The organism is Neptunitalea chrysea (genome assembly GCF_027924145.1).
Lineage (GTDB): Bacteria > Bacteroidota > Bacteroidia > Flavobacteriales > Flavobacteriaceae > Neptunitalea > Neptunitalea chrysea.
In genome coordinates this window covers 146,356-160,513 of the sequence record NZ_BRVP01000003.1, presented here as the reverse complement: position 1 = coordinate 160,513, position 14,158 = coordinate 146,356, and the positions used below count along the sequence as shown (strand labels likewise).

General features: G+C 35.6%; 14 protein-coding genes. 6 read left to right on the top strand and 8 right to left on the bottom strand.

Annotation, left to right across the window (positions count from 1 at the left end):
- Positions 1-99 precede the first annotated feature (99 nt).
- Together NBRC110019_RS02820 and NBRC110019_RS02815 are read left to right on the top strand one after the other, a co-directional pair.
- Entirely contained in the window at positions 100-480 is a 381-nt protein-coding gene (locus NBRC110019_RS02820; protein ID WP_281752136.1) for a hypothetical protein, read from the top strand.
- Between the two features lie 81 nt (positions 481-561).
- The gene (locus NBRC110019_RS02815; protein WP_281752134.1) at positions 562-2,634 is read left to right on the top strand and encodes a TonB-dependent receptor domain-containing protein; all 2,073 of its coding nucleotides are present in this window, start codon (positions 562-564) and stop codon (positions 2,632-2,634) included.
- A 130-nt stretch (positions 2,635-2,764) separates the two neighbouring features.
- Here the strand turns inward: NBRC110019_RS02815 and NBRC110019_RS02810 are convergent, their stop codons facing one another.
- Positions 2,765-3,370, bottom strand: a complete 606-nt coding sequence (locus NBRC110019_RS02810; RefSeq protein ID WP_281752132.1) for a class I SAM-dependent methyltransferase — start codon at positions 3,368-3,370, stop codon at positions 2,765-2,767.
- Between the two features lie 3 nt (positions 3,371-3,373).
- Positions 3,374-4,348, bottom strand: coding sequence for a c-type heme family protein (locus tag NBRC110019_RS02805; RefSeq protein ID WP_281752130.1), 975 nt, complete (start codon positions 4,346-4,348; stop codon positions 3,374-3,376).
- A 556-nt stretch (positions 4,349-4,904) separates the two neighbouring features.
- Between NBRC110019_RS02805 and NBRC110019_RS02800 the strand changes: the two genes are divergently transcribed.
- Both NBRC110019_RS02800 and pncA read left to right on the top strand, forming a co-directional pair.
- Positions 4,905-6,317, top strand: coding sequence for a nicotinate phosphoribosyltransferase (locus NBRC110019_RS02800; protein ID WP_281752128.1), 1,413 nt, complete (start codon positions 4,905-4,907; stop codon positions 6,315-6,317).
- Positions 6,314-6,922, top strand: coding sequence for a bifunctional nicotinamidase/pyrazinamidase (pncA, locus tag NBRC110019_RS02795; RefSeq protein WP_281752127.1), 609 nt, complete (start codon positions 6,314-6,316; stop codon positions 6,920-6,922). Before NBRC110019_RS02800 ends, pncA begins: the two co-directional genes overlap by 4 nt.
- A gap of 186 nt (positions 6,923-7,108) precedes the next feature.
- Here pncA and NBRC110019_RS02790 read toward each other — a convergent pair whose 3' ends face one another.
- The 6 genes from NBRC110019_RS02790 to NBRC110019_RS02765 form a co-directional block, all read right to left on the bottom strand.
- On the bottom strand, positions 7,109-7,363 hold the full coding sequence (locus NBRC110019_RS02790) for a heavy-metal-associated domain-containing protein (RefSeq protein ID WP_281752125.1): 255 nt from the start codon (positions 7,361-7,363) through the stop codon (positions 7,109-7,111).
- 113 nt (positions 7,364-7,476) lie between these two features.
- On the bottom strand, positions 7,477-7,845 hold the full coding sequence (locus NBRC110019_RS02785) for a rhodanese-like domain-containing protein (RefSeq protein WP_281752123.1): 369 nt from the start codon (positions 7,843-7,845) through the stop codon (positions 7,477-7,479).
- Positions 7,846-7,850: 5 nt separating this feature from the next.
- Positions 7,851-9,269, bottom strand: a complete 1,419-nt coding sequence (locus NBRC110019_RS02780; RefSeq protein ID WP_281752121.1) for an MBL fold metallo-hydrolase — start codon at positions 9,267-9,269, stop codon at positions 7,851-7,853.
- Positions 9,270-9,429: 160 nt separating this feature from the next.
- Positions 9,430-10,218 carry a sulfite exporter TauE/SafE family protein gene (locus tag NBRC110019_RS02775; RefSeq protein WP_281752119.1) on the bottom strand — a complete coding sequence of 263 codons (789 nt, stop codon included), beginning with the start codon at positions 10,216-10,218 and terminating at the stop codon, positions 9,430-9,432.
- A gap of 167 nt (positions 10,219-10,385) precedes the next feature.
- Complete coding sequence (locus NBRC110019_RS02770) at positions 10,386-11,018, bottom strand: Crp/Fnr family transcriptional regulator (protein WP_281752117.1); 633 nt, start codon at positions 11,016-11,018, stop codon at positions 10,386-10,388.
- Between the two features lie 55 nt (positions 11,019-11,073).
- Positions 11,074-12,252: an acyl-CoA dehydrogenase family protein gene (locus NBRC110019_RS02765; RefSeq protein WP_281752114.1), complete on the bottom strand. Its 1,179-nt coding sequence runs from the start codon at positions 12,250-12,252 to the stop codon at positions 11,074-11,076.
- Positions 12,253-12,643: 391 nt separating this feature from the next.
- Here NBRC110019_RS02765 and NBRC110019_RS02760 point away from each other — a divergent pair, with 391 nt between their 5' ends.
- Together NBRC110019_RS02760 and NBRC110019_RS02755 are read left to right on the top strand one after the other, a co-directional pair.
- Entirely contained in the window at positions 12,644-13,306 is a 663-nt protein-coding gene (locus NBRC110019_RS02760) for a hypothetical protein (protein ID WP_281752112.1), read from the top strand.
- Complete coding sequence (locus NBRC110019_RS02755) at positions 13,266-13,832, top strand: TlpA family protein disulfide reductase (protein WP_281752111.1); 567 nt, start codon at positions 13,266-13,268, stop codon at positions 13,830-13,832. The genes NBRC110019_RS02760 and NBRC110019_RS02755 overlap by 41 nt, the downstream gene beginning before the upstream one ends.
- Positions 13,833-14,158 lie beyond the last annotated feature (326 nt).

Here is a 14,158-nt window from a genome sequence, read left to right as displayed (position 1 = left end):
AAATTCCTCTTTTTGCAACCTAGGTTACATGCAGTAAAAGTACCAAAAATGTAACAAAGATTACCTTTGGTTACTGTTAAGATTCCTAATTTTGCATTTATGAAATTAGGGCGTTCCATTATCGCAATACTAGCATTATCTACAATGATATTTTATATTGTACGCCCTACTATTGTATTTAGTTACTACACCATTGACCCCAAAGGATTTATTGAACGTTTTTGTGAAAATAAAGACAAACCCAAAATGCATTGCGATGGTAAATGTCAATTAAAAAAAGTAACTAAAAGTTCCGATACCAACTCTCAAAATGAACCAAAGATTGAGTTAACCCGAGAATTGACCTATTGTTTACCTACAAAAACAACATATCAGTTTCCTTTTCATAAACCCATCTCTATACAGGAAACTGCTTATAGAAATTCTTATTCTTACCAAAATGCACAATGCATTTTTCATCCACCTAATGGAATATTATAATTACAACATTATACATATTACATTTTTTTTGATGCTTAAAAAATAGTGTTTTAAGTATTGATATAACTTATTTACTATTCAATGAAATCAATATATTTATTGGTAGCATACTTGTTGCTACTACCCGTTGCCTATGCGCAAAAAACAGAAGAGAAAACAATTACTAAAGATAGTATTATACATATAGAAGAGGTTATTGTAACAGGGAATCCGACTACCGATCCTGTATTACACACTGTCTCTAACAATTATTCTGAACAAATTGTACAGCCTAAAAATGTGGCCGATATGTTTAGTAACCTCAACGGTTTCTCTATTATTAAAAGAGGAAACTACGCAGTAGATCCAAGTTTTAGAGCTTCACAATATGAGCAGCTAAATGTACAATACGATGGTGGTGTTAAAGTAATGAATGCCTGCCCCAACCGAATGGATCCTATTACGTCTCATGTGGCACCTGAAACTATTGAACGTATTGAAATTATTAAAGGCCCTTATAGCGTTAGATACGGGGCTTCTTTCGGAGGTATTGTAAACTTGGTAACTCATGATCCTACCTCCTTAGAAAAAGGATTTCACGGTTCGGTTGCTTCGGGTTACGAAACCAACGGAAACGCTTATGTAGGTATGACACAACTAAAATACATTACTAATAAGTTTGACGTATCCAGTCATTTTGGATACCGAAACTATGACAACTATGAAGATGGTGACGACGTAGAAATTCCATCTGCTTTTAAAAGCACCAATTATGGTTTTAAATTGGGTTATAACATGGCTCACAATCAACGTATGGTTGCTGGATGGAAACAGGCCTTTGGTAGAGATGTGTTACATGCTGGGTTACCTATGGACACCGATTACGATAATAGCAGTGTTGCTACCCTTGATTATAAATGGCAACCAAATACTGATAAGGTTGAGTACATTCAGGTGAAATCGTACTACAGTTATGTAGATCATTTAATGACCAACCATAAACGTAGTACCTTTGCCATGATGAATGCCGAAGCATTGGTAGATGCTACTACAACAGGAGGTAAAATAGAAGTACTATGGAAGCCGATTACCCACTTAAAAATGTACAGTGGTGCCGATTATTTGCATATTGACAGAGACGGAACAAAAACTCGTGTTATTAAAATGCAAAATGGGACTATATTAGACACTCCTATTACCAAGGTAAATTCTATTTGGCAGGATTCTTATATTAACGACATGGGCATCTTTACAGAAGCTAAATGGAATGTAGCTACCAAAAGCTTACTTACGCTTGGCATAAGATACGACCATGTTACCTCTGATATCAACAATCCTGAAGATGGATTTACCGCTTTGTACTCCCCTGCTTACCGTACCGAACACAATGTAAGCGGAACTACCTCACTTAAACAGATATTAACACCCAATTGGTATTTAGAATTTGCCTACGGACACGGAGTGCGTTCTGCTAATATGATTGAACGTTACATTTATCAGTTTAATGTAGGCCAAGATAGCTATACGTATACCGGTAACCCAAATCTAAAAGCGGAAACCAACGACCAATTTGAGGTTGGCGTAAATGGAGTAAAATCGTTTAATGGATTTTTTGATAAGTTACACCTAGAGAGCTCTGTGTACTACTCAATATTAAACAACTATATCTCTGCCATTATTGATGCCGATTACGGTACCAATGCCAAGGTTTTTACTAATATTAATAATGCCTATAAAACCGGAGCAGAAGTAGCCGCAGAGTTAACTTTTGCAAACCATTACTTTTTTAAAACAGAGGCGGCATATATATATGCCAAAAATAAAGATTTTGATGAGTCGTTACCTTTAGTTCCCCCTTTTCAACTAAGACTTTCTACGGGTATTGAAAAAGAAAAATATTGGTTAAATGTTCGTTACAATATTACTGCTACCCAGCACGAACTAGCTTATAGCTTTGGCGAAATCACAACTGCCAACTATGAGACCTTAGATATTAAAATGGGATATAAACCTATTCCTAAGTTAACGTTAGGTGTTGCAGTATTAAATCTATTAGACGAAACGTATCACAACCATTTGAACTTTGCGTTTAAAAGCCAAACCGGAGTTACCAATGGTACACCTATTACAGAACCGGGAAGAAACTTTACAGCATTTGTACAATACAAATTCTAATAGTAAACTAACTCGGATAAAGTCTTCGGAGCATTTAATCTCAATTATTGAGTAAAAAAAGAGCTGTACTTAGTGCAGCTCTTTCTAAAATGAATGAATCCAATGTCATTCAAACATAAGTAGGTATCAATTATTTAGATAATTTAGAGGCTACAAATCTAACAACGGAACCTTCACCCCGATGGTAAAGCCCCTCGTTTAAAGTAATCTCACATTGCTCTAAAATGTTAAATTCCAACTCAGGAAATAGTTGTTTTACTTCCGCTATAGAAAATAACATCTCGCTATTTTTAGGTCCGCCAGAAGTTCTTCCAAATTGTTCTTTCGCAAAGCACTCAAAAATGAGTTTTCCACCAGGTTTTACATACGAACACAATTTTTCAAGTCCGGCTGCTCTAATTTCAGCAGGAAAATGCGAATATATAAGAACCAAGGCATCAAAACTTTCTGTATCGTAGTGAACCGATTCCAAATCTGCTACCTGATAGTCTATAGACACTCCTTGCTTTTCGGCCAACATAAGCGCCTTTTCTTTACCAGAAACACTCATATCAAAAGCACTTCCTTTATAGCCTTGTGTTGCTGCATATACGGCATTCCGCCCTTCGCCCTCTGCAGCAAATAACACACTGCCACCGGCAGGTATTTCAACTAATTTCTCTTTAAAAAAATCATTTGGTGCTATACCATAAGCAAACGCCTCTGCCTGGTAACGCTCATTCCAAAATTCCTTCATTTACTAATTCTTATCAAACGTAATGCTCCAAATACCTCTTACTTCATTTTCACTATACCCAACGGCTTTATCATCAGGGTATAACTCTGCCAACTTCCTTTGTATTTTAGGCGCTATATCTCTAGGGGTTCCATGACATTTTAAACACATTGAATTGGTTACAATAGGATAATAAAAGTGCACCACATCTCCTTCCTCATCAATAATGGGTTGGGCTTCAGCTCCACTTTTCAATACTTCTTTAAACTGAGTTATATATGCTACCTCTTTTGTGTTTGCTTTGTTTTCAGTATTTCTGTTTTTATCAGATACTCTTTTTATGGTGGCATTGTACTTGGTAGCCATACTATCGGTCAATGGCATAGCTTTAACGTTACAAAATGTGAGTGCAGCTTCTACTCCTTCCGACTGTATTTTACCCATAAGATTTTTACCCAGTACTTTTTTGGTGCCTAGTGCATACGATAATCCTTCTTCTTTATAACTCATAGGTTTCCCCGCATCTGGCAGCCGCCTCCCACGTTGATGGTATTTACCAAACCCTTTTTCCTGATAATGGTCTTTAAACCATGTTGGTTCTTCTATTTGGTAGTCGTACATATACTCCGAAATTTTACGCAAGGTTTCTTCCGGATACTTCTGATTTGGCATTACCCCAAACTTTCTAACAGCGCCTCTCATTTTTGAGTTAGCCTCAGTTGGGTTATTTACAAAATGTAAAATGCTATTTACAAATTCTTCCTTGCTCATATCATCGGTAAGATAATGAGCTTTAATGGCAACCATAGGTGGTGCAATACGACCTGAGCCCTCAGGTGCGGTAGGACTATGGCACACATAACAATTCTGGGTAAGCAATTGTTTTGCTTCCGCCGGATCGTACGTCGTAGATACATCCTTCTTCACATCTTTTTTTTCGGGTGTGGTTTCACAAGAAGCTACTAGTAAAACCATGAGTACTAATACACTTAAACGCATTTTTTCCTTTTTTTATAAAGGTACAGTTTTACCTGCCTAACCTATGTAACACAGGTTACTATTCTGCCTAATTTATAATTGGTTTTAGTAAGTATAAAACTTTTTTATTTATACACTAAACGTTTATTTGCTACCATTAGGTTTTCATCTCTACCTCTGGCTATTGTAAGGTTTAAGTAAACTACTTCGGGGTAAGCCCACGAAACATTTAATCTCGATTATCGCATAAAAGATACAACAGCCATGAAAGCATACAAGGTCATACTTATTTTTTACTACTCTCCTTTTTATGTTCAACAGCTAAGAAGGGTTCCTTTTTCGTATTTACCAAGCATCGCATACTACTGCTTTTTAACCATGAACCTTACACCTAGAAAAAATTTGAAGACTTTGAATTGAAAAATACCATTTTATTGAAAGCTAATCTTCCTCTTTAAATTCCTCTAATCAGTACATAATAAATAAACATCCTCACCACTACCCCTCATCAAATTTTTTAATACAACTTTAGCATTCTTGACTCTGGTAATTGCTAAATTTGTACAAACAGTATACTATGTTCAACTTTACCGCTACCTATACTGATATGTATCAGTTAAGTATGGCTCAAGTTTACTTTAAGAAAGGTAAAAAAGACGAGCTGGCAATTTTTGATTACTACTTTAGAAAAATACCATATAACGGAGGCTACGCAATTTTTGCAGGATTAGGGGATTTGCTTAAAACTATTGAAACCTTAACCTTTAGTAAAGAAGACATTGAGTATTTAACTCAGTACGATTTTGAACCTGATTTTTTAGCATACTTACGTACGTTTAAATTTTCAGGAACTATTTATTCGGTTCAGGAGGGAGATGTTGTTTTTCAAACGCAGCCTATTTTACAGGTAGAAGCCTCTATGGTTGAGGCGCAGATTATTGAAACTATTCTGCTGAACCTATTAAACTTTCAAACCTTAATTGCTACCAAAGCTAGTAGAGTTGCTATGGTGGCTAAAGATAAAACGCTTTTAGATTTTGGATTGCGAAGAGCCCAAGGTCCTGGTGGTTATTTTGCTAGTAAAGCTGCAATGATTGGTGGTTTTCATGGCACAAGTAACGTTATTGTAGGAAGAGATTATAACATTCCTATCTCGGGTACTATGGCACACTCCTTTGTACAAAGTTATGACACAGAATTAGAGGCATTCCGTGATTTTGCTGAGTGTCGCCCTAAAAAATGTGTATTGCTAGTAGATACCTACAATACCTTAAAAAGCGGTATCCCGAATGCTATTACTGTTGCCAAAGAAATGGAAACCAAAGGACAGCAACTATTGGCAATTCGATTAGACAGTGGCGACCTTGCCTACTACGCTAAACAATGTAGAAAACTATTAGATGCCGCAGGGTTAGCGTATGTAAAAATTGCCGTATCTAATCAGTTAGATGAGTTTGTTATTAAAAGTTTAAAAGAACAGGAAGCCCCTATAGACATCTACGGAGTAGGTACCAATCTGGTGATTGGAAAACCAAACGGCGCCTTAGATGGTGTGTATAAGCTTGCGTATTCTTCGGGCAAACCACGTATTAAAATATCGGAGAGTCTAATTAAAACCACCTTACCATATCGTAAGCAGGTGTACCGCATGAATGATGAAAACGGTAAGTTTATTGGTGCGGATGCTATTGCTATTCATACAGAAGAAAAGGTAGACTTAATGCACCACCCTTATGAACCTTATAAACAATTAGAAGTAGGTGCTTACAAACAAGAACCCTTACTGACCCCAGTTATGGAAAACGGTAAAAAAACGATTCCTGATTATTCATTAAACGAGATAGCAGCCTACAGTAAAGAACGTTTAAGTCATTTACTTACTGAATACAAACGATTTGACAATCCGCACATTTACAAAGTAGGGATTAGCTCCTTACTTAAAAAAGAAAGAGATATGCTAATTGCTCTATATAAAACCGACAAAAATTGAAAGCTCTTGTAATTATAGATGTTCAAAATGATTTTATTCCGGGTGGGAATCTTGCGGTACCCCATGGGTATGAAGTAATTCCGGTGATTAATGAACTTCAAAAAAAGTTTGATCTGGTTGTAGCTACGCAAGACTGGCATCCAGAAAACCATGCAAGTTTTGTATCGCAACATGAAGAACATAACGTATTTGACACCATTGATCTTAACGGTATTGAACAAATATTATGGCCGGTGCATTGTGTACAAAATACCGAAGGGGCTGAATTTCATAAAGACTTACATACCGCTAAGATAGAAGCCATTTTTAGAAAAGGAACCAACCCAGAAATTGATAGTTATAGTGGGTTTTATGATAATGCGCATTTAAAATCAACCGGACTCACAGGCTACCTAAAAGATAAAGGAGTCACCGAATTATACTTTACCGGACTAGCGGCAGATTTTTGTGTCTATTTCTCGACTAAAGATGCTATTAGAGAAGGATTTAAAAGCTATTTGATAGAAGATGCTACCAGAGCCATCTCGGAAGAAGATTTTGAAAATGCAAAACAAGACCTCATTAATAATGGAGGAGCTATTTTAAAATCGTTTGAGATATCATAAATTATAAAACAAACAGGGAGCCATGGCGGCTCCCTATTCAATCTTAAAAACAGCATTAAAAAAAATTACAACTTTATTTTTTAAACTGTTTACAAACGCAATACTTTTATAAAAAACTTTCTAATATCGAAAGTACTTCTTTTTTCTTCCTAAAAAGATGACTTAAATCATCATCTACAACGTTATTTACAAATTTGATTTAGGCAACAGGTGAAATCCTAGTTCATTCACAACTTCCCCAATCTCGTTTACATCTACCACTACATCTACAACAATGTGAAATTCAGTTGGAAAAACAGCTATATTAACAGACACCTCTGTTATCCCTTCAATTTTTTCAATAGCACTCTTAATGCTCATGAGGTCTTCCGTTTTATCTACACTCGTTAAAAAAATACGTCCCTTCTCTCCAGGAATAACAATATCTTCTATAAAGCTCATACTAATTAGTTTTCTGGTTTAAGACCGAAGGTACGGGGATTATCCACAAAATAACGTTAACAATTTTATAATAAATATAAAAAAACCGGAAATAACTCCGGTTTTAATAATCATTAATCTTTTTTATAACTCCTATAACCACCCGATAGCTCATAAATTTCTTCGAACCCATTTTCGGCCATTATAATAGTTGCGTCTTTACTTCGTATACCCGTTCTACAATATACATACACAGGTTTTTCTTTATCGAGCGTGGCAAGTTGCTTCTGAAAATCATCATCATTCAAATTCATATTTACCGCCCCCGTAATAGCTCCTTCTTTAAATTCTTTAAGCGTTCTGACATCTATTAACTGTAATGCATCCGATTCAGAAATCTGTTTTTGAAATTCTGGTGCTTCAAGAAGTGTTACATGATCTTGATAAAATGTACTACATGACATCAAAAGCACTAAAAACACTCCTAAATATATAGGTTTCATACTTGTTATTTTTCCAACTCTGTAGGGCACACCTTATTAGAAACAGCTATCCCCGCCTCTTTAATAGCCTTAAACCCACCGGCTACATCAATTAAGTTATGGTACCCTCTACTTTTCAATATAGAAGCAGCAATAACCGATCTATATCCTCCTGCACAATGCACATAAAAGTCTTTCTCCTTAGGAAACTTCTCTAGATAATCATTTAAATAATCTAACGGCGTATGGTTTGCAGTAAGTACATGCTCAGAAACAAACTCCCCATCTTTTCTAACATCAAATACAGCTAAATCTGGTTGTGCCTCTAAACGTTCTTTAAAGGTCTCCGCCGAGATAGAAGCCAAGGTGTCGTAATCCTTACCAGCGTTTTTCCATGCTTCAAAACCACCTTCTAAATATCCTAAGGTCATATCAAAACCAACACGAGATAATCTGGTTACTACCTCTTCCTCTCTACCTTCAGGTATTACTAAAAGTATTGGTTGTTTTACATCTTTAATCAATGCCCCAACCCATGGCGCAAAACCACCATCAATACCAATAAATATAGATCTTGGTATATGTCCTTTTATAAATTCACTTTGACGCCTTACATCTAGTACTACCGCTTCTACTTCATTCGCCATCACTTCAAAAGCATCAGGATTTAACGCCTTTGTTCCACGCTCTAAAACCTCATCAATATCCTCGTATCCTTCCTTATTCATTTTTACATTTAACGGAAAATATTGTGGTGGTGGTAACAATCCGTCTGTCACCTCTTTTATAAACTCATCCTTGGTCATATCGGCTCGTAAAGCATAGTTCATTTGCTTCTGATTCCCTAAGGTATCAACCGTTTCTTTCATCATGTTCTTACCACAAGCAGAACCCGCACCATGTGCAGGATATACAATAACATCATCTGCTAAAGGCATAATTTTGTTTCTAAGACTCTCAAATAACAATCCGGCAAGTTGCTCTTGTGTCATATCTGCCGCTTTTTGTGCCAAATCAGGTCTTCCTACATCTCCTAAAAACAAGGTGTCACCACTAAAAATAGCACGATCTTTTCCTTGCGCATCTTTAAGCAGGTACGTTGTACTCTCCATCGTATGCCCAGGGGTATGAAGTACCGTAAAGCTAATATTTCCTAATTGAAACACCTGTCCGTCTTCGGCAATGTTAGCCTTAAAAGAAGGTGATGCAGTAGGACCATAAATAATTTCGGCACCTGTTTCCTTTGCAAGTGTAACGTGCCCACTCACAAAATCAGCATGAAAATGGGTTTCAAAAATATATTTAATCTTTGCATTATCCTGTTTCGCTTTTTCTATATACGGAGCCACCTCTCTTAGTGGATCTATTATAGCAACCTCTCCATCACTTTCAATATAATATGCTCCCTGTGCTAAACAACCAGTATATATTTGCTCTATATTCATTTAACCTAAATTTTATCTTTTATGTAATTTTTAAGTATTCTTTTTTCTTTACCGCCTAAATATACAACTATGAAACATTAATCAATCATAAATTAAAATTTCTCAAATACATCCTATTAAATTTACGAAATTCATAGCAATTATTTATAAAAATCATTTTTTAAATAATAGACAACTCCTTGGCTACAATATAAATACCTATAACCATAACAAACCAGCCAAACCCTTTTTTTAGTTTTTTCCCATCAACAATCTTATTGAGGGAAATCCCTATAAAAATTCCACCTATGGCAAATGCATTAAACGCTAATAAAAACGCCCAATCAATAGTAATGGTTTCTAAATCTCCTAAAAAGCCTACCAATGAGTTTACCGCCACTACTAATAACGACGTAGCCACCGCCCTTTTCATAGGAATATGTACCAAAAGTACCAAAGCCGGAACAATTAAAAAGCCTCCACCGGCTCCTACAATACCTGTTACAACACCCAATACAATTGCCTGCAATATAATTATTGGTGGATTAAATGTCCTGTCCGCATCGTTGTTTTTCGAGAAATTAAAGTTCTTAATCATAGACAAGGAAGCCAACATCATTACTATGGCAAAAAACACCATAATAAACACATGTCTGGTTACTTGAAAACTACCCAATGAGAATAACACATCGGGTAACGCCGGCATTAAATATTTACGTGTTAAAAAAACCGATATAAAAGCAGGTACTGCAAAGGCTACTGCCGCTTTAAAGTCCACTTGTTTTTGCTGTATATTTCTAACAGACCCAACCAACGATGTTGTACCTACTACAAATAACGAATACGCCGTAGCCGTTATAGGGCTTAATGCTACTACATATACCAACAATGGTACCGTTATAATAGAACCTCCGCCTCCCATAAGGCCAAGGGTGAGCCCTACAATTATTGCTCCTATATATCCTATCACTATCTAATTATTTGGTGTCGGCAAAAGTAACATTATTCATAAAAATATGCAGTAACAAAAGTTACTAGATAATCAAGATTAAATATTCCAAGATTTATCTCGACATACTTTACTCCATAATCGAAATTAAATGCTTCATGGGCTTCCCCCTAAAGTAGTTTACTCAATTATAAATCAATTACTTTAATACTGTTTCTACCCAATTCTATTTTACCCTCGTTTTCCAGCGTTTTGAGTAATCTGGAAATCACTACACGAGAAGTATGTAAGTTATGTGCAATCTCCTGATGCGTAGTTACAATCATATCGTCATTAGTTACCATTGCTTTATCTCTCAGATGCTTTAATAATCGTTCATCCATTTTCATAAAGGCAATAGAGTCTATAGTTTCTAGCATTTCCTTTAAACGAGCATGGTAACTTTGTAAAATAAAATTACGCCAGCTATGGTAGTTGCGCATCCATTCTTCCATTTTTTGTACAGGTACCATTATAAGCTTAGCCGGTGTTTCGGCAATAGCACGAATTTCACTCTTCTTGGTACCCACACAACAATTAAGGGTCATAGCACATGTATCACCTCGCTCTAAAAAATATAGTAACAACTCATCTCCATTATCATCCTCGCGTAATATTTTAATCACACCACTTACCAATAAAGGCATACTTTTAATATATTCCCCAATATCCATTAAACGATACCCTTCCGGAACCTCTTTGAATGTTCCTACCTGATTTATCTCGTGTAAAAGCTCTTCTTCAAAAAGATACCCGTAGTGTAATTCTAATTCTTCAATCATTTTTTAAAAGTAATTTGGTATTTACAACGGCGTTGTAACATTTGTTACACAAGTTTTATTTAAATGCCGACAAACCAGTAATATCTGCTCCTGTAATTAGTAAATGAATATCGTGTGTTCCTTCGTAAGTAATCACCGACTCCAAATTCATCATATGGCGCATAATACTATACTCCCCTGTAATCCCCATTCCACCAAGTATTTGTCTAGATTCTCTGGCTATATGAATAGCCATAGCAACGTTATTTCGTTTTGCCATAGAAATCTGAGCAGAAGTAGCCTTTCCTTCATTTTTTAAAACTCCCAAACGCCATGCTAACAATTGCGCCTTGGTAATTTCGGTAATCATTTCGGCTAACTTCTTTTGCTGTAACTGCGTAGCAGCAATAGGTTTATCAAACTGTACGCGCTCTTTTGCATAGCGCAGCGCCGTATCATAACAATCCATAGCTGCCCCAATGGCGCCCCATGCAATACCATATCTTGCAGAATCTAAACAACCTAACGGAGCCCCTAATCCGCTTTTACCCAGCAACAAATTTTCTTTCGGCACCTTTACATTATCAAAAATAAGCTCCCCAGTGGCCGATACCCGTAACGACCATTTATTATGCGTTTCCGGCGTTGTAAAACCTTCCATACCCCGTTCTACAATAAGTCCAAATATTCTACCTTCCTCATTCTTTGCCCATACCACAGCTATGTCTGCAAATGGAGCATTCGATATCCACATTTTTGCACCGTTAAGCAGGTAATAATCTCCCATGTCTTTAAAACGAGTTTCCATACCTCCCGGGTTCGATCCATGATTGGGCTCAGTAAGTCCAAAACACCCCATAAACTCACCACTAGCCAATTTTGGCAGGTACTTTTGTCGCTGTTCATCGGTACCGTACTTGTAAATAGGATACATTACTAAAGACGATTGTACCGATGCAGTAGATCTAATTCCACTATCACCTCGTTCAATTTCCTGCATAATTAATCCGTACGAAATTTGGTCTAATCCGGCGCCTCCATAGGCTTCTGGAATATAAGGCCCAAACGCACCTATTTCTGCTAATCCAGTAATTAACTCTTTAGGAAACTCAGCCTTCTGAGCATACTCCTCTATTATGGGAGAGACTTCTCTTTTTACCCAGCTACGTGCTGCATCTCTAACTAATAAATGTTCCTCTGACAGTAAATCGTCTACTGAATAATAATCAGGCGATTCAAATAAATCTGGCTTCATAGCTATATTCTTTTACTCGATTATAGAGATTCACTATCTCAAATTTTATATCGAAACGAATCTCCCTACAATTATTTAAGATATTTAATTAAAATATCTTAAATAAAAACTTACAAATAAATTATTTTTTTTTATCTTAATGCTTTCTAACCATTGGGTTCATAAACCTACTCCTTTTAAAGTTGAAAAAATACTTGTTATGATAAAATCCCTATTCTTTAAAGGTATAAAGAATTTTACATTTAATGTGATAAAAACTAAAACCTTTTCGAGTATCCCTTCCATCCTGTCAAAAACTTTCATAGCCATCGCTTTTGTTATTTTGACATCTTGTACCGAAACTGAAAATCAACAATTAGAAAAACTAATCAACCAATATTTACCATAAAATATGAAATTACATTGTACACTCGTATTAATCCTAACCGCTATTTTATCTTCATGTACAAAAAAACATAGTATTGAAGGTTCTATTACCGGCTTAGGAAATGACACTTTAATTATAGGATACTCGAATTTAAACGATCCGTTTAAACATCCTAATACATCAAATTTAAAATTTGAATATGACACCATCTATAGTCATGACGACCAATTTTTCTATGATGTTAAAACTCAAAATCCGATACTGGTAAAAATAAGACCCCTTAAAGGTTTTAAAAAGAAAGATGGTTCCTATTTCCAAACTGTAAAAAGCGATTGTTTTTCATTGGTTGTACCTCAAGGTAAAACCATTTACATAACCGGTACTAAAAATAAAAACGGGGTAGACTGTCTAATTGACGGTGCTGACTTTAACACCGATTACTCAAAACAACGAAAGCAGTTATTAGCCTACTATATTGATCAAAAAAAACTTTACAGAGAAATAGACTCTTTGAAAAATATAGGAGTTGCTACTACAACTATTGATAGCCTATGGAAAGTCAGTAACAACATTGATAGACTACTTGGAAAAAAATACAACCTATGTACAAGAACATTTAGACCAAGACTTAAGTGTTTACATAGGCTTGTCCTATGGTCTACTAACAAAACAGTATACAAAATTTAGCGAGGAGGTTAAACAAGGTCTATTTCAATCGTTTATTAAACATACCAAAGCAAATGTAGAACAATATTACCAACAGAAAAAGGAAGAAGCCAAAGCTTCCGATTTAAAAATTGGATATAAGGCTCCCGATTTTACACTTAGTGCAACTGAGGATTATAGTTTCTTTAATCTATACACAAGTAATTCTGAAATTATCGTACTAGACTTTTGGGGAAGCTGGTGTAGCCCTTGTATTTCAGGGTTTCCTAAAATGAAAGAATATTACAACAAATACCAAGATAAGGCTTTATTTGTTGGTATTGCCTGTAACGACACTAAAGATGCATGGTTAAAAGCTATTAAAAAACATGAGTTACCATGGACTCATGTAATTAATAGCACTAAGAACGGTAAAAACGTTGCTGCTTTATATAAAGTTAGCCAATACCCAACCAAAGTAATACTAGACAAAGATAAAAACGTACTGGGTATTTATGTAGGTGAAACAGAAGACTTTTATAAAAAACTGGATACGCTTTTAAAGTAAACTACTTCGGGGCTTGCCCACGAAGTAGTTAGTAAGCATTGTATTTCTATTTCGGAACAAGCCTCGGAGCATTTAATGCTCGATTATAGCGTAAACTAACCTACTAAGTTATTTCCATGAACTTATATAATAATCTTGATACTTGTTTTAAGATTAAACCAAAATATTATAAAGCATGAATTATAATTAACTTACCCAGGCAGAATAATCATTACTAATAAGATTTCTTTATACAAAAAGAATGCATTTAACACAAAACAAGTTTTATTAACATTTAATTAACAAATTTACGCCGTTTTTATAGGTAAATTTATTTCACCATAAAT